The organism is Anabaena catenula FACHB-362 (genome assembly GCF_014698735.1).
In the GTDB taxonomy this organism is placed as follows: domain Bacteria; phylum Cyanobacteriota; class Cyanobacteriia; order Cyanobacteriales; family Nostocaceae; genus Anabaena; species Anabaena variabilis_A.
Window position 1 is genome coordinate 69,565 of sequence record NZ_JACJTQ010000025.1, and the last position, 22,554, is coordinate 92,118.

General features: G+C 40.3%; 18 protein-coding genes. 16 read left to right on the forward strand and 2 right to left on the reverse strand.

Features of this window, described 5'->3' with window-relative positions; genetic code table 11:
* Positions 1-10: 10 nt before the first annotated feature.
* The 16 genes from H6G68_RS16560 to H6G68_RS16635 all read left to right on the forward strand — a co-directional run bounded on the left by H6G68_RS16560 (position 11) and on the right by H6G68_RS16635 (position 21,110).
* On the forward strand, positions 11-4,555 hold the full coding sequence (locus tag H6G68_RS16560; RefSeq protein WP_190907620.1) for a PAS domain S-box protein: 4,545 nt from the start codon (positions 11-13) through the stop codon (positions 4,553-4,555).
* A gap of 194 nt (positions 4,556-4,749) precedes the next feature.
* On the forward strand, positions 4,750-5,232 hold the full coding sequence (locus H6G68_RS16565; RefSeq protein WP_190907621.1) for a DUF4079 domain-containing protein: 483 nt from the start codon (positions 4,750-4,752) through the stop codon (positions 5,230-5,232).
* A gap of 88 nt (positions 5,233-5,320) precedes the next feature.
* Positions 5,321-5,869 (forward strand): hypothetical protein, encoded by a 549-nt coding sequence (locus tag H6G68_RS16570; protein ID WP_190907622.1) that lies wholly within the window; start codon positions 5,321-5,323, stop codon positions 5,867-5,869.
* Between the two features lie 299 nt (positions 5,870-6,168).
* Positions 6,169-6,663 carry a phosphohistidine phosphatase SixA gene (gene sixA, locus H6G68_RS16575; protein WP_127053541.1) on the forward strand — a complete coding sequence of 165 codons (495 nt, stop codon included), beginning with the start codon at positions 6,169-6,171 and terminating at the stop codon, positions 6,661-6,663.
* 113 nt (positions 6,664-6,776) lie between these two features.
* Positions 6,777-7,913, forward strand: coding sequence for a citrate synthase (locus H6G68_RS16580; RefSeq protein WP_127053542.1), 1,137 nt, complete (start codon positions 6,777-6,779; stop codon positions 7,911-7,913).
* A 728-nt stretch (positions 7,914-8,641) separates the two neighbouring features.
* A complete protein-coding gene (gene nuoH, locus H6G68_RS16585; protein WP_190907623.1) occupies positions 8,642-9,760 on the forward strand; it encodes an NADH-quinone oxidoreductase subunit NuoH in 1,119 nt (372 codons plus the stop codon).
* A 98-nt stretch (positions 9,761-9,858) separates the two neighbouring features.
* Entirely contained in the window at positions 9,859-10,440 is a 582-nt protein-coding gene (gene ndhI, locus H6G68_RS16590; RefSeq protein WP_127053544.1) for an NAD(P)H-quinone oxidoreductase subunit I, read from the forward strand.
* A 92-nt stretch (positions 10,441-10,532) separates the two neighbouring features.
* Positions 10,533-11,150 carry an NADH-quinone oxidoreductase subunit J gene (locus H6G68_RS16595; protein WP_190907624.1) on the forward strand — a complete coding sequence of 206 codons (618 nt, stop codon included), beginning with the start codon at positions 10,533-10,535 and terminating at the stop codon, positions 11,148-11,150.
* A 118-nt stretch (positions 11,151-11,268) separates the two neighbouring features.
* Positions 11,269-11,574 carry an NADH-quinone oxidoreductase subunit NuoK gene (gene nuoK, locus H6G68_RS16600; protein WP_006199065.1) on the forward strand — a complete coding sequence of 102 codons (306 nt, stop codon included), beginning with the start codon at positions 11,269-11,271 and terminating at the stop codon, positions 11,572-11,574.
* A 6-nt stretch (positions 11,575-11,580) separates the two neighbouring features.
* On the forward strand, positions 11,581-12,501 hold the full coding sequence (locus tag H6G68_RS16605; RefSeq protein ID WP_190712867.1) for an NAD(+) kinase: 921 nt from the start codon (positions 11,581-11,583) through the stop codon (positions 12,499-12,501).
* Between the two features lie 593 nt (positions 12,502-13,094).
* Positions 13,095-13,913 carry a GNAT family N-acetyltransferase gene (locus H6G68_RS16610; RefSeq protein WP_190907625.1) on the forward strand — a complete coding sequence of 273 codons (819 nt, stop codon included), beginning with the start codon at positions 13,095-13,097 and terminating at the stop codon, positions 13,911-13,913.
* Positions 13,914-14,499: 586 nt separating this feature from the next.
* Positions 14,500-15,219: a response regulator transcription factor gene (locus H6G68_RS16615; RefSeq protein WP_190907626.1), complete on the forward strand. Its 720-nt coding sequence runs from the start codon at positions 14,500-14,502 to the stop codon at positions 15,217-15,219.
* Between the two features lie 95 nt (positions 15,220-15,314).
* Positions 15,315-16,283 carry an arsenosugar biosynthesis arsenite methyltransferase ArsM gene (arsM, locus tag H6G68_RS16620; RefSeq protein ID WP_190907627.1) on the forward strand — a complete coding sequence of 323 codons (969 nt, stop codon included), beginning with the start codon at positions 15,315-15,317 and terminating at the stop codon, positions 16,281-16,283.
* A gap of 37 nt (positions 16,284-16,320) precedes the next feature.
* Positions 16,321-17,307 carry an arsenosugar biosynthesis radical SAM (seleno)protein ArsS gene (gene arsS / locus H6G68_RS16625; protein ID WP_190907628.1) on the forward strand — a complete coding sequence of 329 codons (987 nt, stop codon included), beginning with the start codon at positions 16,321-16,323 and terminating at the stop codon, positions 17,305-17,307.
* A gap of 565 nt (positions 17,308-17,872) precedes the next feature.
* Positions 17,873-18,874 carry a zinc-dependent alcohol dehydrogenase family protein gene (locus H6G68_RS16630; protein WP_190907629.1) on the forward strand — a complete coding sequence of 334 codons (1,002 nt, stop codon included), beginning with the start codon at positions 17,873-17,875 and terminating at the stop codon, positions 18,872-18,874.
* Between the two features lie 4 nt (positions 18,875-18,878).
* Positions 18,879-21,110: a pentapeptide repeat-containing protein gene (locus H6G68_RS16635; protein WP_190907630.1), complete on the forward strand. Its 2,232-nt coding sequence runs from the start codon at positions 18,879-18,881 to the stop codon at positions 21,108-21,110.
* Between the two features lie 372 nt (positions 21,111-21,482).
* Here the strand turns inward: H6G68_RS16635 and ilvN are convergent, their stop codons facing one another.
* Positions 21,483-22,001, reverse strand: a complete 519-nt coding sequence (gene ilvN / locus H6G68_RS16640) for an acetolactate synthase small subunit (protein ID WP_071188498.1) — start codon at positions 21,999-22,001, stop codon at positions 21,483-21,485.
* Between the two features lie 240 nt (positions 22,002-22,241).
* The gene (locus H6G68_RS16645; RefSeq protein ID WP_190907631.1) at positions 22,242-22,478 is read right to left on the reverse strand and encodes a hypothetical protein; all 237 of its coding nucleotides are present in this window, start codon (positions 22,476-22,478) and stop codon (positions 22,242-22,244) included.
* Between the last annotated feature and the right edge of the window lie 76 nt (positions 22,479-22,554).

Sequence of the window (22,554 nt, forward strand, 5' to 3'; positions counted from 1 at the left end):
CAGTTGGAATATGACTTATCCCTCCGTCAACTGGTTCGCTCAAACATTTGCCAATCTGCCTCTACGAACCCTGTTGATTGTGCCATTTGTTTTACAAACAGTGGGGGTAGTGACACTGGTGGGCTATTTTTCCTACCGTAGCGGAGAGGAGGCGGTAGAGAAGCTTGCAGATCAGTTGATGATGGAGGTGAGCGATCGCATTGAGCTACATCTAAATAGTTATTTAGGGAAAGCCCAGGAAATAAACCGCACGAATGTAGATGCTTTCGAGTCGGGAATCTTAGACTTAAATGATTTTAATGCCCTGGGTAAATATTTTTATCGTCAGGCGAGATCGCTCAATTTTACATACATCAACTTTGGCAGTAAAGATGGAGGATTTATTGGTGCAGGTTATGGACTGGGTAATAAATTGGACATTGGAGAAATTCCCATATCTGACCTCAGCAAAAGCCGCAGTTACTCAGTAGATAACCAGGGAAATCGGCTCAAGTTAGCAGCTACTCTAAAAAACCCGCAATATAATAATGCTCCCTGGTACTTAGATGCAGTCAAAGCTGGTAAACCGATTTGGAGTTCTATTTATACATGGGCAAATGTACCTGATCGTATCTGCATTTCCGCCAGCACTCCTGTCTATGACGCGCAGAAAAAACTCCTGGGGGTTCTCGGTATTGATTTGGAACTCTCACAAATCAGTCGATTTCTGAAAACACTGAATTCGGGTAGATCAGGTCACATCTTGATCATGGATCAATCAGGGTTGATGGTTGCCAGTTCCGAGGATGAATCCCCAGCTCCTATCATCAATGGTAAAGCTACACGACTGCAAGCCTTGAATAGTCGTGAACCTGTAATCCGCGAAGTGACGCAGCATTTAATGCAACGGTTTGGGAGTTTGAAAGCTATTTCTAAACCTCAAAGTCTCCGCCCTGATTTAGAGCAAAAACCCTTTGTGAGAGTTACGCCTTACCGCGACGATTACGGCTTAGATTGGCTCGTGGTAACGGTGATTCCTGAATCAGAATTTATGGAAAAAATTCATGCTAATGCCCACAGAACCCTTCTCTTTTGTAGTTTAGCATTGGTAATTGCTATTGGCACGGGTAGCCTCACTGCATACTGGATAGCTAAACCGATTTTGCGATTGAGCCGAGCTAGTCAAGCTATGGCCAAAGGAGAGTGGCAAGAGCCTTTATCTGAAGATATAGCCATAGCAGAACTGAAGGTTTTAGCAACAGCCTTTAACCAAATGTCTGTGCAAATAAAAACCGCCTTTCAGGAATCGGAAAGCAAATTTTCAACTATTTTTAATACTACTCCTGACCCCGTTTGGATTTCTACATTAGCGGAAGGAAGGTGTTTGAATGTTAATCAAAGTTTTTGCCAGTTTTTGGGAGATTTCCAAGAAAACATCATCGGTAAAAGCTGCCTAGACTTGGGATTGTGGGAAAATATAGAGGATTTGCAGCACTTCAGACAAACCCTAGTTAATGAAAGAAGTCTCCTGAATTTTAAAGTAGAGATTCGCACTTACTCAAACCAAATCAAGACCGTTCTGATCTCAGCTAGGGTGGAATGGTTGGATGGGCAAGATTGTGTTATTGGCGTAATGAGAGATGTCAGCGATCTCTACAATGAGCTTCGTTTACGCAAACAAGCTGAAGAAACCTTATTAGAGAGCGAACACAGATTTAGAAGCTTGTTTGAAAATTCACCCATTGCTTATCAGTCCCTCGATGAACAGGGATGTTTTATTGATGTCAATTCACAATTGTGTGACTTATTGGGATACACCAAATCCGAGTTAATTGGTAGGAGTTTTGGCGAGTTGTGGACACTGAAGACACAACCCTATTTCATAGACGCATTTGAACATCTCAAATGCAATAAAAAGGCCAGGGCAGAATTGTATCTCACGAGAAAGGATGGTGGTGAGATAGTCGTTCTCCTCGAAGGTCGCGTTCAGCAAGACCCAGATGGTCAATTTGCAAGGACACATTGCGTTTTATACGATATCACTGAACGCAAGTACATAGAGGAAGCATTACAGTACAGCCAGAATTTACTCCAAACACTAGCGTCTAATATTCCCGGAACAATGTACACCCTTGTGCAGTATTCAGATAAATCTTTTACTTTTGAGTACGTCAGCTTAGGTTGTCGAGATCTTTTAGAATTAGAACCAGAAGAAATTTTAGCAAATTCTGGTCTTTATTTTGAACAAATTCATCCCGATGACCGGGCTGGATATAATGAAGCTGTTGCCTTTAGTGCCAAAAATTTAGAGCCATTTTTTTACGAGTGGCGCATTATCACTCCTTCGGGCAAACTGAAGTGGATACAAGCAAATTCTCGCCCTGAATTGCAAGAAAATGGTGATGTTGTTTGGCGTGGCGTTTTGCTAAATATCAGTAAGCGTAAACAAGCAGAAGAAGCTCTGCAAAAGAGTGAAGCCATGTTATTAGAAGCCCAGCAGGTTGCCCACATTGGCAACTGGGACTATGAAGTGATTACAGGTAAAATTACTTGGTCTACTGAGCTATTTCAGATTGTGGGACATGACCAGACACTGGGTGAACCTACTTACGAAGAAAATCTGCGACTTTATCATCCAGAAGATGCCGAACGTCTACATCAGGCAGTTGAAAGGGCGCTCTCTACAGGAGAATCCTATCAATTGGAACTGAGAGTTGTGAATGTAGATGGCTCTTTTCGGTATACCGAAGGCAGAGGCAGGGCTGAACTCAATGCCCAGGGACAAGTCATTCGGCTGTTTGGCACAACTCAGGATATTACTGAGCGCAAACAAGTAGAAGATAAACTGCGGGAGAGCCAGCATTTTATTGAAAAGATTACAGAGCTAACGCCAAATCTACTTTATATTTACGACCACATCGAGCAGCGTAATGTTTACATGAATCGTTCTGTTGCAGAAATATTGGGATATTCTACTGAAACTGTTCAGGAAATGGGAGCTAACTTATTTCCTATTATCTGTCATCCCGATGATCTAAATCGGGTCTATGAGGCGATACAACAGACTGGTGATCTGGAAGATAATGAGTTCATTGAAATAGAATATCGCGTTCGGGATGCTCAAAGTCAATGGCGTTGGCTTTATAGTCGAGATACGGTGTTTTCTAGAACTGCGGATGGTAGTGTCAGGCAAACTTTAGGAACATCCCAAGATATTACTAGACGCAAACAAGCCGAGTTAGAACTCAGGAAAAGTCGAGATTTCAAACAAGCTATTTATAACGAATCTACCGATGCAATTTTTCTGGTTGATGTTCCCAATCCGTTAATTATCGATTGCAATAGCCGTGCTGTGGAGATGTTTGAAGTTGTTAATAAGGAGGAACTGATTGGCACCCAAGGACAAAATTTACAAAAACAGCGATTTACTGATGATGAAATGGTAATGATTGTTGACGATGTAGCTAAATTAGGTTTTTGGAGTCGGGAAATAGAATATATCACTAAAAAAGGTAGGGAGTTCTGGGGCAATTTAGCAGTAAAACGCATTAATATAGCGGGTCAAAGTTTTGATTTGGTGCGAGTTACGGATATCAGTAAGCGCAAGAAAGCAGAATTAGCCTTACTTGAAAGCGAAAAGAAATTAAACGAGATTTCTGCATCTTCGCCAGGAGTAATTTATATTACGGTCAGGCGGTTAGACGGCTCTTGGTATTATGAATATATGAGTCGTGCATTTGAGGATATTCATGAAATTACTGTTGAACAGATACTTGAAAATCCTCGGCTCTGTTTTGAGCAGTTTCATCCTGATGATTGCGTTGGCTATGAGGAAGCAGTAGCTTACAGTTTGGAAACTATGTCTCCTTTTAACTATGAGTGGCGGATTATCGCCCCTTCAGGAAAACTCAAGTGGATAAAAGCCCGATCTAGACCAGAACGGCGGAAAAATGGAGAAATTGCATATTATGGTGTTGTATTAGATGTGAGCGAACGCAAGGAAGCAGAATTAGCTTTGCAGCAAGCAGAATATAACCTGAGACTGGCAAATCAAGAACTGGAAAAGCTGGTAAATCTTGATGGGTTGACGCAAATAGCTAATCGTCGCTGTTTTGACAATCGTTTAGAACAAGAATGGCAGCGACTATACCGAGAACAGCAACCTCTATCTTTACTGTTATTTGATGTCGATTATTTTAAACGCTATAACGACTCCTACGGTCATCAAATGGGGGATGAGTGCCTGATTAAAATCGCGCAGGCTGTGCAGCAGGTGGTCTTCCGTCCAGCGGATTTGGTAGCTCGCTACGGTGGGGAAGAGTTTGTGGTTATTTTACCTAATACTGATATTAAAGGAGCGATCACAATTGCCCAACGGATTCATGCTGCAATTAAAGATTTAGCAATTCCTCACCAAGCCTCTGAGGTAAGTGATACAGTCACCATTAGCCTTGGTATCGCAGTCTTGATACCTACTTCTGAACTATCAGCATCCACCCTAGTCGAGCAAGCAGATCAGGCTCTCTACCTCGCCAAACAACAGGGACGTAATCAGTCCATGATATTCTCTTTCTAGAACAATACCTTTGCCATTTTTTTGTAGGTTGGGTTTAGGCACGAAACCCAACGCATTTGTTGGGTTTTGCTACGCTCAACCCAACCTACGAATCAAGGCTTTTTCAATTTGGCAAAGGTATTGTAGGAGTAAGATTAATGGTTTAGCAACCAGGAGTTTTTTAATTTTTAATTTTTAATTTTTAATTTTGTACTATGCATCTACCTTCTTTTCTCTGGTTGTGGAAAATCGCCGCATGGTCTATGGGGTTGTCGTTGCTGGCATATTTATTTTTAGCAATTACTGGTATTTGGATGTTTAGGGTGAGAACTACTGGAGAGCCACCTTTGGGGGTTTTACTACCGTGGAATCGTGGTGAAGTGCGTTACCGAAGGTTAGCTCTGCTATCGCTCCACTATATCATCGGCATGACTATGGTTAGCTTAGTCCTGCTACTTCTAGTCGTTGGTATTGTTGGCACTTTCGGACACTTTGGTTCATTGGGTCACTCATCACACTTAATTGCTGGATTAATGGTGGTAGCATTAGTCCTAGGATCGGCTTTTAGTGCAACTCAAATCAGTCCCAGAAAACCTTGGGCTAGACCTTTACACATTGGTTTAAATATCGTCTTATTTACCGGGTTTACTTGGGTGTCTTTAACTGGCTGGACTGTCGTACAAAAGTATTTACCTTGAACAGGTGACAGGTAACAGGTAACAAGAAAAATAAGTCATCGTTAAAATAAAAAGAAGAAGAGCTTTTGACTAGAACTGTGATTTAGCCGTGACAACAACATCAACTTCTGTTTTCCGTCTGTCTCCTTTGATTAGAATCACCCTATTGAGTCTATATCTAGCACTCACAGTCCCTTTACCTTTTTTAGCCCAAGCAACAGATGCACCTACACCACCAGAATTATTGTGGGTAGGAATCATGATTGGTTTTGTGGGACTTTATGCGGTATTAACTGAAAGAGTCATAGTAGATGACCAGGGAATTCAAGTGACTTACCCCATTTGGGTTCCGCGCTTCTTTCGCAAAGGTTGGTCTTTACCTTGGTTAGATATTAAACAGTTAAAACCCCGCACAACTGGTCAAGGAGGTATAGTTTATTATTTCCTCAGCCAAGATGGAAAAGCTTATTTACTACCAATGCGTGTGGCTGGATTTGCCCGTTTGGTAAATATTGTCCAAACTAAAACAGGCATTGACACTACAGATGTCCGTCCTCTAGCACAACCTTGGATGTATCTAATTTTATTTTGTTTTACCCTCCTGCTGTTATTAGTAGATGCTTGGACTATTAATACAGCCATTCTTGGTAATTGGTAATTGGTAATTGGTAATTGGTAATTGGTAATTGGTAATTGGTAATTGGTGTTGGCGGTAGCCTGCCGTATGACTCCTACGTCGTCACGCAAGCTATAGGCATATGGTGATTGGTGATTGGTGATTAAGTTATTCTTAATTTTCTCCGCGTCTCCGTGTCCCCGCGTAAGAGCGTCAGCCCTCTCCATCTCCGCGTCCCCGCGTAAGAGCGTCCCCGCGTAAGAGCGTCAGCCCTCTCCATCACCCCATCTGCTCATCACCCCATCCCCGCGTCCCCCCTAATTAGAGGAGATGAAATAGCTATGAACTTATATTTATTCCGTCATGGTATTGCTGAAGAACATCAACCAGGGCTAAAAGATGAAGAACGCCAACTCACCAAAGAAGGACGACAAAAAACAAAGAAAGTAGCCCAGCAATTAGTAAAACTAGATTTACATTTTGATTTAATCCTCACCAGTCCCCTAGTCCGCGCTCACCAAACAGCAGAAATACTCATTGAGGCTGGACTCAGTTCTCAGTTAGAAATATCTGACCATCTTACCCCAGAAGGTAACATCAACAATTGGCTAACAGACTGGCTAGAACCCAGGAATTATGATGATAAAACCCAGTTGGTGCTAGTGGGACATGAACCTTGTTTGAGCAATTGGGCAGAAATTCTGCTTTGGGGAGAAGCCAAAGGCAGCCTCGTCCTTAAAAAAGCAGGTATGATTGGGATAAAACTACCAGAAACTGGATCTCCTCTGGGTTGTAGTCAAATGTTCTGGTTGACACCACCCAAGTACCTGCCATAACAGTTTTTCGACCTTTCTCATAGAATGGTTCGTAGTTCCGACAACTGTTATGGTGAAAACAATCTCTGGTAAGTTAGCGTGATCAGATATTTCACAAAGCAAATGGTGTTGCCATGACGGTGTGCGAATACAAGCCTGGTTTAGAAGGCATTCCCGCAGCCCAATCGAGTATCAGTTATGTAGATGGGCAAAAGGGAATACTAGAATATCGTGGCATTCGGATTGAGGAATTAGCAGAAAAAAGTACGTTCCTAGAAACTGCTTATCTCTTAATCTGGGGTGAATTGCCAAACAATGAAGAATTGGAAGCGTTTGAGCATGAAATTCGCTACCACAGACGGATAAAATATCGCATTCGGGACATGATGAAATGCTTTCCCGAAAGCGGACACCCAATGGATGCGCTGCAAGCCTCTGCCGCTGCATTGGGTTTATTTTATTCGCGCCGTGACTTACATAATCCTGTCTATATTCGGGATGCTGTAGTGCGCTTAGTGGCGACTATTCCTACGATGGTAGCGGCATTTCAGTTGATGCGACAAGGTAATGACCCTATCAAGCCACGGGATGATTTGGACTATTCTGGCAACTTCTTGTATATGCTGAATGAGAAGGAACCAGATCCTTTAGCAGCGAAAATTTTTGACATCTGCTTGATACTTCATGTCGAGCATACAATGAATGCTTCTACCTTTAGTGCTAGGGTGACAGCTTCTACATTGACTGACCCCTACGCCGTAGTTGCTAGTGCAGTGGGAACCTTGGGCGGACCGCTGCATGGTGGCGCGAATGAAGAAGTAATTCAGATGTTGGAAGAAATTGGTTCTGTAGATAATGTTCGCCCTTATGTAGATGATCTTCTACAACGCAAAGCGAAGATTATGGGTTTTGGGCATCGTGTCTACAAAGTAAAAGACCCAAGAGCCACAATTTTACAAACCTTGGCGGAGCAGCTGTTCGAGAAGTTTGGCTACGACAAGTATTATGAAATTGCCCAAGAAATGGAAAGGGTAGTTGCCGAAAAACTAAGTGGCAAAGGGATTTATCCCAATGTTGACTTTTATTCGGGTTTGGTGTACAGGAAAATGGGAATTCCTACAGACTTGTTTACACCAATTTTTGCGATCGCTCGTGTGGCTGGTTGGTTAGCCCATTGGAAAGAACAACTCGCAGAAAACCGGATTTTCCGTCCTACCCAAGTTTACAACGGTCGCCACGAAGTTCCTTACCTTCCCATCGACCAACGTTAACTAAGTAATCAATTTTAGATTTTAGATGTTGGATTCATGCCAATAGATGGACAGATTAATAACTGTCATCTGTAATCGAGAATCTGAAATTGGCATTTTCATCACAGCCGACAGTACTGGCAGATGATATCATGTCGGTTTTAAGACTTATCATTAAGAAACCGCACGGTGACACGGTGACGTGGTGACGTGGAGAGTTTTTTTGATAGGCAATTAGCCAGACTTGATATCACACAATTTAGACAGAATTGAAAACCGTTGCCCATCTGGAAGCGGCCAATTTATTTTGTCTGTAGCATTGGGCATTGGTGTTGGACGTAACCTGCCGTATGACTCCTATGTCGTCACGCAAGCTATAGGCATATGGTGACAGGGAATAGGGAGCAGGGGGCAGGGAGCAGGGAGCAGGGGGCAGGAATAATAAAGATCAATACTCTCCCAATCTCCGCGTCCCCTCATCTCCCCGTGTCCCCACCTCCCCAGTTGCGAGTATTAGCCAATTTCAATCCCAACCATAAGTAGAAGTTGTCATCTTGGTTCAGGAGCCTCAAACCATCCAAGGATATACTAAACATGGGAATTGGCAACAAATCTACAATCAGACATCATCTCGAAGGATAAAAGATGAAGGCTGAAGAATAGAGTATGAAGATTGAAAAATCTTATTTCAGACTTTGCTTCGCAACGCTAACGCGAACAGACTTCAGTTGACTTAAAGAGTAGTAAACATGAATGCAGGAATTGACCTCCAAGGAACTTTTATACAATCCGTCAAGGATTTAGGAATACCACCAGGGGCAGCCAAAGCGATTTGGATGCCATTACCAATGATATTGATGCTGATTGGTGCAACAGTGGGAGTACTGGTTGCCACCTGGCTAGAGCGAAAAATTTCTGCTGCTGCACAGCAACGGATTGGACCGGAATATCAAGGGCCTTTTGGGTTACTAGTGCCTGTAGCGGATGGTCTGAAGCTAATCTTTAAAGAAGATATAGTCCCAGCCCAAGCAGACCGCTGGTTGTTTACCCTCGGACCTGTGATTGTAGTAATTCCGGTATTTTTGTCATTTTTGATTGTTCCCTTTGGGGAAAATATCGTCATTACCAACGTGGGAATGGGGGTTTTCTTGTGGATTGCTTTATCTAGCATTCAGCCCATTGGATTATTGATGGCTGGCTACGCATCTAATAATAAATACGCCCTCTTAGGGGGTTTGCGGGCAGCAGCACAGTCAATTAGTTATGAAATTCCCTTGGCGCTGAGTGTACTAGCGATCGCTATGATGTCTAACAGCCTCAGCACTGTTGATATTGTGAATCAGCAATCTAATTTTGGCATTTTCGGCTGGAATATTTGGCGACAACCACTTGGTTTCATCATTTTTTGGATAGCTGCCCTGGCTGAATGCGAACGCCTACCCTTTGACTTACCCGAAGCAGAAGAAGAACTAGTAGCAGGATATCAGACTGAATATTCCGGGATGAAATTCGGTCTATTTTATCTAGGTTCTTACATTAACTTGATACTTTCTTCCCTCCTCGTAGCAATTTTGTATCTAGGCGGTTGGCATTTTCCCATTCCCATCAGCCTCATAGGTAGTTTGCTGGGAGTCAGTGAAACAGACCCTGTACTCCAGGTAGTGACTGCCTCTTTAGGTATCACTATGACCGTACTCAAAGCCTATTTGCTCGTCTTTCTTGCCATCCTCATCCGCTGGACAGTTCCACGGGTACGGATTGACCAATTGTTAGATTTAGGCTGGAAGTTCTTGTTACCAGTCGGTTTGGTTAATCTTTTATTAACCGCCGCACTGAAATTAGCTTTTCCCGTCGCCTTTGGCGGCTAAAGCAATTTTTAGATTTTAGATTTTAGATTTTAGATTGAATCTGAAATCTAAAATCCAAAATTCAAAATCCAAAATCCAAAAGAGAGGAGACACAAACAATGCTCAAGTTTCTGAAACAAGTTGGTGATTACGCCAAAGAAGCAGTACAATCTGCTCGTTACATTGGTCAGGGGCTATCTGTGACCTTTGACCACATGCAGCGTCGTCCAATTACCGTACAGTATCCCTACGAAAAATTGATTCCTGGTGAACGGTTTCGGGGTAGGATTCACTACGAATTTGACAAGTGCATCGCCTGCGAAGTGTGCGTTCGTGTTTGTCCCATCAACCTACCTGTAGTTGATTGGGAATTTGACAAAGCCAGCAAGAAGAAAAAGCTCAATCACTACAGCATCGACTTTGGAGTTTGTATCTTCTGCGGTAACTGTGTAGAATACTGCCCAACTAACTGTTTATCCATGACAGAAGAATATGAACTTTCTACTTATGATCGCCACGAATTAAACTATGACAGCGTAGCATTAGGACGACTGCCTTACAAAGTTACAGATGATCCAATGGTGACACCACTGCGCGAACTGGTTTACTTACCCAAAGGCGTTCTCGAACCCCACGGTGTACCCGCAGATGCCCCCCGTGCTGGTTCCCGTCCAGAAGACCTAGTAGAAACAGAAAAATAAATGTGACTAGTCATTTGTCTATTTTTCAAATCAGACCAATGACGGATGACTGATGACCAATTACCAATGACTAATGACTAAGGACTAAAACAGTGAATCTAGCGGAAGGAGTACAGGTTGTTTCATTTGGCATACTGGCTGTGATGATGCTTGGGGCAGCACTAGGTGTAGTGCTGTTTTCTAACATTGTCTATTCTGCCTTTTTGCTGGGAGGTGTATTCATCAGTATGTCAGGACTGTATCTGTTGCTAAATGGTGATTTTGTAGCAGCAGCACAAATTCTGATTTATGTTGGTGCAATTAACGTGTTGATTTTGTTTGCCATTATGTTGGTGAACAAGCGACAGGATTTTTCACCCTTGCCGAGTGCGGGCTTGCGGAAAATACTCACAGGTGTGGTAAGTATAGGACTATTTGCCTTGTTGAGTACGATGGTATTGGCAACTCCCTGGGCTTATACCACTTCTCCTGTGGCTGGTGAAAGTTCTATAGTTTTGATTGGTGAACATTTCTTCACCGACTTTTTGCTGCCTTTTGAATTGGCTTCTATTTTGTTGCTAATGGCAATGGTAGGGGCAATTATTTTGGCACGTCGGGAATATTTACCAGACGAATCAGACTCTTCTCAACTACAACAATCTATCTTAACTTTGCCAGAACGCCCCAGAGAACTAGTATCAACCAGTAGCAATGCTGGAACTGAGGACTAGGGATTGGGGAAATGAGAACAGGAAAGTAACGAGTGATGAGTGGAAATCTGAGTCAACCACTCGGTACTCGGTACTCGGTACTCAGTACTCAACTGCCTCCAATTACCAATTACCAATCATGCAACTTCAGTACTTTTTATTACTAGCAGCGGCTTTGTTCTGCATTGGCATTTATGGTTTAATTACCAGCCGCAACGCGGTGCGGGTGCTAATGTCTATTGAGTTGTTGCTGAATGCTGTTAATCTGAATTTAATGGCATTTTCCAACTTCCTCGATTCAACATTAATTAAGGGTCAGGTTTTCACTGTCTTTGTGATTACCGTGGCAGCTGCTGAAGCGGCGGTTGGTTTAGCGATTGTGCTGGCCATTTATCGCAACCGTGATACCGTCGATATGGAGCAGTTCAATCTCCTGAAGTGGTAACAGTGCGTGCAACTCAAGCAGGTAATCATTGCTTATAAAGCGCGAGATGCCCAGAGTAAACGCTGGGCAGAACTCTGTGCTAAACAACTAGAAGATCGTCAGTGCCAAGTGTTGGTAGGACCAAGCGGACCAAAAGATAACCCTTATCCTGTGTTCTTAGCTTCTGCAAGTCAACCAATTGATCTAGCTTTGGTACTCGGTGGTGATGGTACTGTTTTAACCAGTGCCAGACATTTAGCCCCAGCTGGCATCCCTATTCTGGGTGTGAATGTGGGTGGTCATTTGGGGTTTTTAACTGAATCGGTGGATGAATTTCAAGAGCCAGAACAAGTTTGGGATCGGCTGTTTGAAGATCGCTATGCTATTCAGCGGCGGATGATGTTACAAGCTGCGGTGTATGAGGGTCATCGAACGAATTTAGAACCGGTGACTGAACATTACCTGGCTTTAAATGAGTTTTGTGTCAAACCTGCTTCTGCTGACCGCATGATTACCTCTATTCTAGAAATGGAAATTGATGGTGAGGTAGTTGATCAATATGTAGGAGATGGGTTAATTGTCTCTACTCCCACTGGTTCCACTGGTTACACCGTTTCTGCTAGTGGACCAATTATGCATGATGGGATGGAGGCAATTACTATTACACCTATTTGTCCGATGAGTCTTTCTAGTCGTCCTCTGATTTTACCACCGGGTTCGGTGGTCAGTATTTGGCCGTTGGGAGATTACGATTTAAGTACTAAATTGTGGATGGATGGGGTGTTATCTACTTCAATTTGGCCTGGACACCGTGTTGATGTGCGGATGGCTGATTGTCGGGCTAAGTTTATTGTTTTGCGGGAAAACAATTCATATTATCAAACGCTGCGAGAAAAGTTACTTTGGGCAGGTACAAGGGTTCGCTACAGCAATAATCACCGCAATTGATTGCGATGTATTTTCCCAAGAATTTTACAGCAGTTTGTTAGAAACGGCAAAATTATTTATTCTAGCCCTCGAATAGATTCGAGGGCTTTTTGAAAAGGAATTTTTGGGATTTTTATATTTTTTGAGAATGTACGAAATACAAGATAATTTAAATTATGAATTAGACAAATTTGTATCTTATTGCCAGAATTTTTTGATATTAATCTTCATAATAAAGGAATTGTATTTTTAATATTGCTGCAATGGTTCATGATATGTATTTATCTGGTATCAATCTGAGCAAAGTGGAAAAAACTATTTTATTAGTCATCTTTAACAAAGAGTTTAGAGATGTTATACACAATGTCTTTACATTCTAGATGATGCATAGTGAATTTTTGGCAATGCCTGTTATCTAAAATTAGTGCAGGTTAGTGCAGGAAAATTTTCCAGGTTCAAAGTGATGCAAATTAAATGTTGGAAATTTTAGTTGAAAAGTTGTTTTTTAGGTAAATTTTCTGGAAAGCTGCTGGCATGAAATTATCGACATTAATACATATTGTGTATTAGGTCAATTTTATTAGGATATTTCACAAATCTAAGTAGGAAAACAGATGGAAATGTATTACCAGAAAGTCAATTACCCGCTGCATATTCCTGATTTTCCAGTTTTGCAAAATGAAAAATATATCCTACGACTTGCGGTAACTGAGGAGGAATTAGAATCTATTTTTCGGTTGCGTTTTGAGGTTTTTAATCTAGAACTAGGATTGGGATTATCTAGTTCTAATACAGCCCAGATGGATCGAGATAAATTCGATGAGGTTTGCCATCATTTGATTCTTATTGCTAAAAAAACTGGTAAAACGATTGGCACTTATAGAATGCAAACCTATACAATGGCTGGTAAAGGCTTAGGTTTTGATGCTGCTGACATATTTAATCTTAATGGAATTCCCAATTTTGTGCTGCAAGCATCTGTAGAAATTGGACGCGCTTGTATAGCTAAAGAATATCGCAATAGTCATACACTTTTATTGCTTTGGGAAGGACTAGCAAACTATCTTCTTTGGAGTAAAAACCAATATTTTTTTGGCTGTGCATCGTTGTTAACACAATGCCATAACCAAGCGGCTTGTGCTTATAATTATTTTCATAATCATGACTGGATGCATCCAAATATTTTGGTTCATCCTAATTTAGAATTTTCTATAAAAATACCTGAACAGTTTGAAGATTCATATAATGTAGAAATTCCTAAGATTTTACAAGCATATTTGAGTATTGGCTCAAAAATATGCAGCCTCCCTGCTATTGATAGAGATTTTAAAACTATTGATTTTTTGATTATATGTAATATCGCCGATTTTGCCAGATACTTTTACTCAAATCTTGCACCTTTGGGCGTTCAGCTACAATCTGAGGCTAAGTAGGTCGGCATAAATATTTTTCGTTAGGATAGGGGTAAGAGGATTTTAGCTTAGTTCATCTTTCTTCACATAATTTTGTTTTTTGTGCCAATTTACTGAAATGAAAACTGCTGTAAGTTGCATAATCCGCAGCGCCAAAAGGAGGCGTATATGCGGAGATACTTTGATACAGTTTAAAACATAATCAGCTTTTAAGACTTAAATTTTATTATTACTGATAGCCATATATTGCACCAAATCCAAACGGTTGTAACTTGCGTCTGTACAGAGTTAGTCCGACGGCGCGGACTACAAAAAATAAAGGTTTGGGTAGTTTGGGTTGGCGTAGCGTCTCGAAGATCAGGAAAGACGGACTTTGTTGGTGTAGTTCCCCTGCTTCACCATTACCTGTTAGTGTGTAATTTCAATCGTTATTACCTAAATATTACTGTTCTCGGTCGATGATGGGTAATTACAGACTTACTATTGTTACTTATTCAGCTTTATACTAAGCTAACGTAGATCTATTAGATGTCTAGCTAACACATCTATTAATAGTTCTTATTTGGTGTTACTAATATCATCCCCTGCTGAAATCATTAATATTATCATGACGCACATCTTACTGGTTGAAGATGAAGTCAAATTGGCTCGGTTTATAGAATTAGAACTGAATTATGAAGGCTATCAAGTCAGCATCGCTTACGATGGATTTACGGCACTGATGGCAGTGCGTTCGTTTCATCCAGATTTAGTTATTTTAGATTGGATGCTACCTGGTGTATCGGGGTTGGAAATTTGTCGTCGTTTGCGAAATACGGACGATAAAGTACCGATAATTTTGTTAACCCCTCAGGAGGAAGTGAGCGATAGCGTTCGCGAAGCGTGTGCTTTGCACTCAGCGCGACCTAGGAATCGCATTCCTTGTCTAGATGCGGGTGCTAATGATTATGTACAAAAACCATTCAGTATAGAGGAATTATTAGCTAGAGTCCGCATCCACCTGCGACGTAATCAGGGAGGAGGAACGACAGATATCTTAGAATTTGACGACTTGGTTTTAAATCGGCGCACGCGGGAAGTCTACCGAGGCCAGCGTTTAGTTGAGTTAACTACTCAGGAATTTGATTTACTAGAATATTTACTCATCCATCCGCGACAGGTAATTACGTGCGATCGCATTTTAGAAGAAGTTTGGGCTTATGACTTTATCGGTGATGCCAATATTATAGAAGTTTGCATTCGCTACTTACGTGTGAAACTCGAAGCCAATAACGAAACGCGTATCTTGCAAACCGTGCGAGGTGTCGGTTATATGTTGGACAATTGAATTAATTAATGGATTCTCAGTAAAAACTCATCTAGTACGCAGTTATATATTAATACAGCAATTAATATATATAAAGTTAACTCTCAAAAACAGCAATGACTTATTTAGAAACCGCCGCCCAATTTTACACCGAAGTTGCCCAAATACCAGAAGTAGGACTGTGTTGTGTTCAAAGCACATCGATGCAATTACCAGGACTGAAAATTCCTGTAGCAATGCAAGAAATGAATTATGGTTGTGGGACTACAGTTCACCCCACTGAACTCGTAAATCAACCATCAGTCCTGTATGTTGGCGTTGGTGGTGGTTTAGAAGCATTGCAATTTGCTTATTTTTCCCGTCGTCCTGGTGCTATTATTGCTGTTGAACCAGTGGCAGCAATGCGCGAAGCCGCCACACGTAATTTAGAAATTGCTGCTCAAGAAAACCCTTGGTTTGATACTAGTTTTGTCAAAATTATCCCAGGAGATGCCTTTAATTTACCAGTTGCAGATGCGGCTGTTGATGTAGTCGCACAAAATTGTCTTTTTAACATTTTTGAACCAGCAGATTTAACTCGTGCTTTAAAAGAAGCTTATCGGGTATTAAAACCAGGTGGAAGGTTGCAAATGAGTGACCCCATTGCTACTTCTCCAATTCCTGCACATCTACAACAAGATGAACGGTTACGCGCTATGTGTTTATCAGGCGCACTCACCTATGAAGAGTATACTCAATTAATTATCAAGGCTGGTTTTGGACAAATTGAAATTCGCGCTCGTCGCCCTTATCGACTACTAGATACTCAAACTTATAACTTAGAAGCAAATCTTCTTTTAGAAAGTCTTGATTCTGTTTCTTTCAAAATGGATATTCCTGAAGATGGTGCTTGTATTTTTACTGGAAAAACCGCAATTTATGCAGGTGTAGAAGCTTTATTTGATGATGGAGCAGGTCATCTTCTTCAGCGTGGTATTCCCGCCGCAGTTTGTGATAAAACAGCTAATAAATTAGGCTCTTTAAAGCCAGCAGAAATCATGATTACTGACTCTACATGGCACTATAACGGTGGTGGTTGCTGTTAATTTATTGAAAATGCAAAACTTCATTCAGGTATAAATCATGGTGCAAACAGCAATTACACCTTTTCCAAATAAACTAAATTCGCCTTTAATAAAAAAGAGGATCAACGTTTTACAAATTAATCTTGGTAAACGTTGTAATCTTGCTTGTAGTCATTGCCATGTGGAAGCAAGTCCCATAAGAACAGAAGAACTTTCTCTAGAAATTTGTCAACAATTAATTTCATTAATATCCAATTTTTCAGAAATTAAAATTGTCGATTTGACTGGCGGCGCACCAGAGATGAATTATGGTTTTAAGCCACTGGTAGAATCCGCAACTTTAGCGGGTAAACAAGTTATTGTTCGTTCAAATTTGACAATTTATTTTGTTGAGGGGTTTGGGGATTTACCAGAATATTTTGCTCAAAACAAAGTTAGAATTGTCGCATCTTTACCCTGTTATCTAGCGGACAATGTTGATAAAATGCGGGGTAATGGTGTTTTTGATCATTCCATCAAAGCTTTACAATGGCTAAATCAAGTTGGTTATGGAAAAAATCCAAATTTAATTTTGGATTTGGTGTATAATCCCCAGTTACCAACCAGTGAAAAATTTTCCTTAACTCCTGAACAGACAAATTTAGAACTGGCTTACAAAACGTTCTTACAAGAACATTTTGGTATTGTGTTTAACAACCTCTTCACCATCACTAATCTACCTGTAGGTAGAACAAAGTTACATTTAGAGCGAAAAAAGCTTTACTCTAGCTATTTACAATTTTTAGAGTTGCAATTTAACCCTGAGACAGTTGAAAATTTAATGTGTCTTGATCAACTTTCAGTTGATTATTTAGGGAATGTTTATGATTGCGACTTTAACCAAATGATGAATTTACCTGCAAAAACAAAAAATGGAGAAATCCTCACAATTAGCAAATTGTTAGCAGCTGATAGTTTGGATTTGATTGGTGAAGTACAAACTGCTGATTATTGCTATGGTTGTACTGCGGGTTGTGGTTCTAGCTGTGGTGGTGCTTTAGTTTGAAGTTTGGTAAATAAAAATGTTTTTCTGTCATCAAACAAAAATTATGTAACGAAATTTGTGGTGATTGAGTTATCAATGATGATATGACTTATGATCATATAAGTTAAGTCTCCTCACACCACATTTATCAGCCGTGGATTGGTTTATATCTCCACGGTTTTTACTTTTTAAATAAAGTCCATATTTGCGCTTTAGCGTCAATAATAATAAGACTTACCCAAGAAGTGGCTGAAAACCCTATTCTTGCGTAGCGGTAATTCATGTAGCCATAGGACATTACCGCTACTTTCTGTTTTGTGTAAATCCTGTGATTTGACGTAAATTCATCCTGAAAAAATCCTGTTACCAAAATTGATACGATCGCACTGTTACTGAATAGGTAGTCTATGATGATGTTTAGTTAAACTCCTCACACCACATTGAAAGCCGTGAAGCCATATGGTTTCGCGGTTTTTTCTTTTTGCAGTATTTTCGTTTAGAGTAATGCAAATACGCATGGCTGCGCGAAACAAAACCTAAATTACGCTAAAGTTGCAAATAACCGTGTATCTAGGAGAAAATAATCATGCAAGCAGTCTTAATGACAGCAGCGGGGAACCCGGAAGTTCTCCAACTACAAGAAGTTCCCAAACCCACACCAGGAAATACAGAACTTTTAGTCCGCTTAGTAGCAGCTGGGATTAATCCCTTAGATACCAAATTGCGAAAACGAGGTACATTTTACCCCGAACAAATGCCAGCTATATTAGGATGTGATGGTGCGGGTATCGTCGAAGCCATCGGTGCTAGTGTCCAAAAATTTCAACCTGGAGATGAAGTATATTTTTGCTATGGCGGTTTAGGCGCACACCAAGGCAATTACGCAGAATATACCACTGTTGATGAAAGATTTGTTGCCTCTAAACCCAAATCAATTTCTTTTGCGGAAGCAGCAGCAGCACCCTTAGTCTTAATCACGGCTTGGGAAGCATTATATGAAAGGGGAAAACTCGAACCAGGAGACAAAGTTTTAATTCACGCCGGTGCTGGTGGTGTTGGTCATGTCGCCATTCAATTAGCTAAACTAAAAGGTGCAGATGTCGCTACTACCATTAGTTCTCAAGAAAAAGCGAATTTTGTAACTCAACTTGGTGCTGACAAAGTAATTTTTTACAAAGAAACTGATTTTGTTCAAGCTACCTTAGATTGGACAAACGGCGAAGGTGTAGACTTAGCTTTTGATACTGTCGGTGGTGAAATTTTTGATAAAACTTTTCCCGCAGTGCGGACTTATGGCGATATCGTCACCATTCTCGAACCCGACGCTAATACAGTTTGGAAAGTTGCGAGAAACAAAAATCTTCGCATTGGCTTAGAATTAATGTTAACACCAATGCTGTTAGGAAATATCGAAGCACTTCAACATCATGGCGAAATTCTCCAACAATGCGCCACTTGGATAGATGAAAATAAGTTAAAAATCCAAGTTAGTAATACATTTCCTCTCAAAGCGGCTGCAAATGCTCACCAGTTACTGGAAAATGGCTCTATTACAGGTAAAATTGTTTTACTAATTCACGATAACTAGAAAATTGCATAATTTGTTTTTTAAACGCAGAGGTACGCAGAGGTTAAGCGCAGAGTTTCGCAAAGTTTCTCTGTGTTACTCTGCGCTTTCCTTTGTGTTACTCTGCGTTTTACTCTTTCTCCCTCTCCCAGCTTTTGCAGCACAACCAGAACGTATACCTTTAACTCTGGAATTGTTACAAGAACGAGTTAAAAGTCCTATTTTACGGGAAGGTAATTTAACAGTTGATTTACGGCAAATGGTGATTGATTTGCGTCCAGAAAATACTACTTTCCGCGCCGGATTTTACCAAATTTTACGAAAAGAATTACAAAAAACTGGTGCAAAACCTTTGGGTTTAGATTTGAGTTATTCTTTAGTTCAAGGGGATTTTATTGGTACAGATTTGGGTTTAAGGACTCCTCTTTATGTTCAAGCTATAGCGCCAATTTTTACTCCTACTGAACAAGAACAATTAGAACGCTTACGTTTAGTATGTTTGCAATCTTTAGCAATCGCTTTTCCTGACTCTAAAGATTGCAAGTCACTTTTAGATCATCAGTCAAATACTTCCAGTGAAATTACAGTTTTTCGTGGGGCTTTGACTTTTGTGGAAACTCGATTTAATGGAGAGGTGCAATTTTATAAAACTTTTTTTCTTCAATCTATAGATACTCAAGGTGCAAACTTTCTGAAAGAGACTAACTGGAATGAAACCAGATTTAGCCGTCCGGTTAGCTTCAATTCTGCCATTTTTCATCAAGTCAGTAATTTTCAGGGAAGCATTTTTTTTGATAAAGCTAGTTTTAAAAAAGTTAATTTTAAAGAAGTTACTAATTTCCAAGGTAGTATTTTTGCTAAAAATGCTAATTTTAATCAAACCAATTTTCAGCAATTAGCAAAATTTAATAGTAGTTCTTGGCAAGGAATAGCTGATTTTTCTGATGTAACTTTTGCAAATCAAGTCCAATTTATAAAATCCAATTTTTCTCAAGTCCTTTTATTGCAAGAAGCTAATTTTAAACAAGCTGTAATTTTTCGAGAAACAGAATTTAATGAATCTGTAGATTTCCAAGGTGCAAGTATTCTTAACCAAGCTGATTTTAGTGATACTAAATTTGCAGCAACCGCATTTTTAAAGGTACCTGGCTTGACTTTTAATTCTAATCAAGCAAAAATATTGGGGAATCCTGGCGAAATTGGCAAAAAGTTTTATGTACCGACATTACAAGGTAATCAAAATGTTTTACGAAATTTGGGACAAAATTTCCGTCAGCAGCAGCAAATTCCTGATGCAAATCAACTAGAATATACAAAACAACGACTAAAATTAATAGAATTAAGCCAACGTTTAGTAGCCACAAATATTAATAATGCTTCTGTTCTCAGTTTAATTAATCTTGGTTTTTCTCCCACCCAAGCAGAAGCCATCAAAGCACGTAGTTTAATAAAAAAGATTCGCAATAATAGGGAATTGCTAACTTTAGCAGATATTGATTTAGAAACTTATGATAAACTAAGCGATCGCTTGGTTGCAAGTGAACCTATGTCCCTCGGAGGATGGTTAATTCAAGCTGTGAACTGGTTATTGTTGAGTGTACTGCTGTTATTGAGTGGCTATGGGACGAATCTTTGGTTAGTATTTGGCGTGGGGGGATTAGCTATATCCTACTTTGGGTTATTATTTTGGTTAATAGACCGTTACCGTCGTCTGCGTCCTGTCCCCATCATTCCCACATATTACGAAACAATTTCCATATTGACTAGCTTTAGCTGTTTAGCATCTTTAAGCTTATTAGGAATATTTCACAATACTGAACAGCCTTGGCTGACTTTAGGTTGTCTATTAATTATTATAGTCCCCGTTCCTGTCATCTTATTATGGCGACTTTATCAACAAGGACGTTATCACGATTTAATGAATATTTCCTACTTCACAGAAGATGGAACTTTACGACAATTAAGATTATTAATTGGACGTTTACCAGTCATTCCTAGAAATCCTACATTCCGTGAAAGATATATGCCTTTATTATGGAATCAGCGATGGAATTGGCTAAACTACTACGACTTTAGTTTAAATAATTTAGTGCGATTAGGATTTAACGACATTCGTTTAAGAGATGAACATTTACCGGGAATTATCGCTACACTGGCTTGGTATCAATGGAGTTTAGGTTTACTTTACATCACACTGGTTTTGTGGACTCTCTCCCGCACAATTCCCGGATTAAATTTGCTGATTTATTTAAAGTAATTTCCTCATTATGGCATTTTCTAATCATATGAGTTATGCTGCAAACGGTTCATAGTGTAACCAAATATGGAACCCCTCTCCAAACCTCTCCCCGTTCACGGGGAGAGGCTTATAACTGAGTCTTTTCATCCATAAAAAGTAAAGTTCCTAACCGTTTTGAGTATACATCATAGCCGAACTCAAGGTCTTGAATCCTAGTAGCATGAACATATTTTACAACAAAATCCCAATACAGTCACAATAGCTGATGACTTTGCCGGGGAGCATAAGTGAGTAATTGGTAGTAATTGTTAGCTTTTCAGCTACTGTTCATTAACCCCCTCCTCGCTTGCGGGTAGGGGGTTGGGGGTGGGGTTCTTATACCATTAACAGCTAAACCTTTGCTTCCAAAGATTTAAGCAATTCAGTATTAACACCAGATTCACGAGGTAATGAAATTTTACCAGTGCGGGCAATTTCCCTGAGACCAAATTTTTGCAGCACTTGCACAATCGCCACCATTTTACCAGGATCTCCCACAACTTCCAAAGTCAGAGAATCTTCCGCCACATCTACAACCCTAGCCCGGAATATCTGAGATATTTCAATTACTTCTGAGCGATTGCTGCTAGTAGCATTCACTTTCAAAAGCATCAATTCCCTTTCTACACAAGGAGTTTCGGTAATATCCTGTACTTTGAGGACATTAACTAACTTGTATAATTGTTTGGTGAGTTGCTCAATCACGCGATCATCACCAGGTACAACCATTGTAATTCGAGAAACACCTCCCTGTTCAGCCGGACCAACAGCAAGGCTTTCAATATTAAAACCACGACGAGCAAATAAACTGGAAATACGGGAGAGAACCCCCGCTTCATCTTCTACAAGAACAGAAAGAGTATGTTTCATTTTTGCCAACAGAGGCTAGGGGAGCTTAAGATTAACGCAGACCTGAACTCATGGCTGCGCTAGACTTACTACCACACTGAATTTTCGGTCTAATTTTTTATTTTAATACACTTATGGCATCTTGTCTGAATCAGGATTTCCAGGATTGAAGGATGAACAGGATGAAGATGAAAATTCTATAAACCCTAAGCGTAGGGTGGGTTACGCTTTTGCTAACCCACCAACAACAGCAAGCCCTAATTAACTAAACAAGAAATTAGCACCAAACAGATTCACATTCACATCAGCACCAACAAAGCCAGACGTACCAGATAAAGTAACTAATAACTCACCCGTACCAAAAGCGTAGTTGCCTACTATTTGTATACTCCGACCATCAGAAATATGATCATTCCCTATAAAAACAGGGTTATTGGGGTCACTAATATCAATAATCTCTAGTGTATCCGATACAAAAAAGCTAACTAATGCTAACAAGAGCCAGCTTTTTCTTCCTGCTTCATCCTGTTCGTGTCGGCACTATCCAGTCCACAGGCTAACACGGTCAACCTGA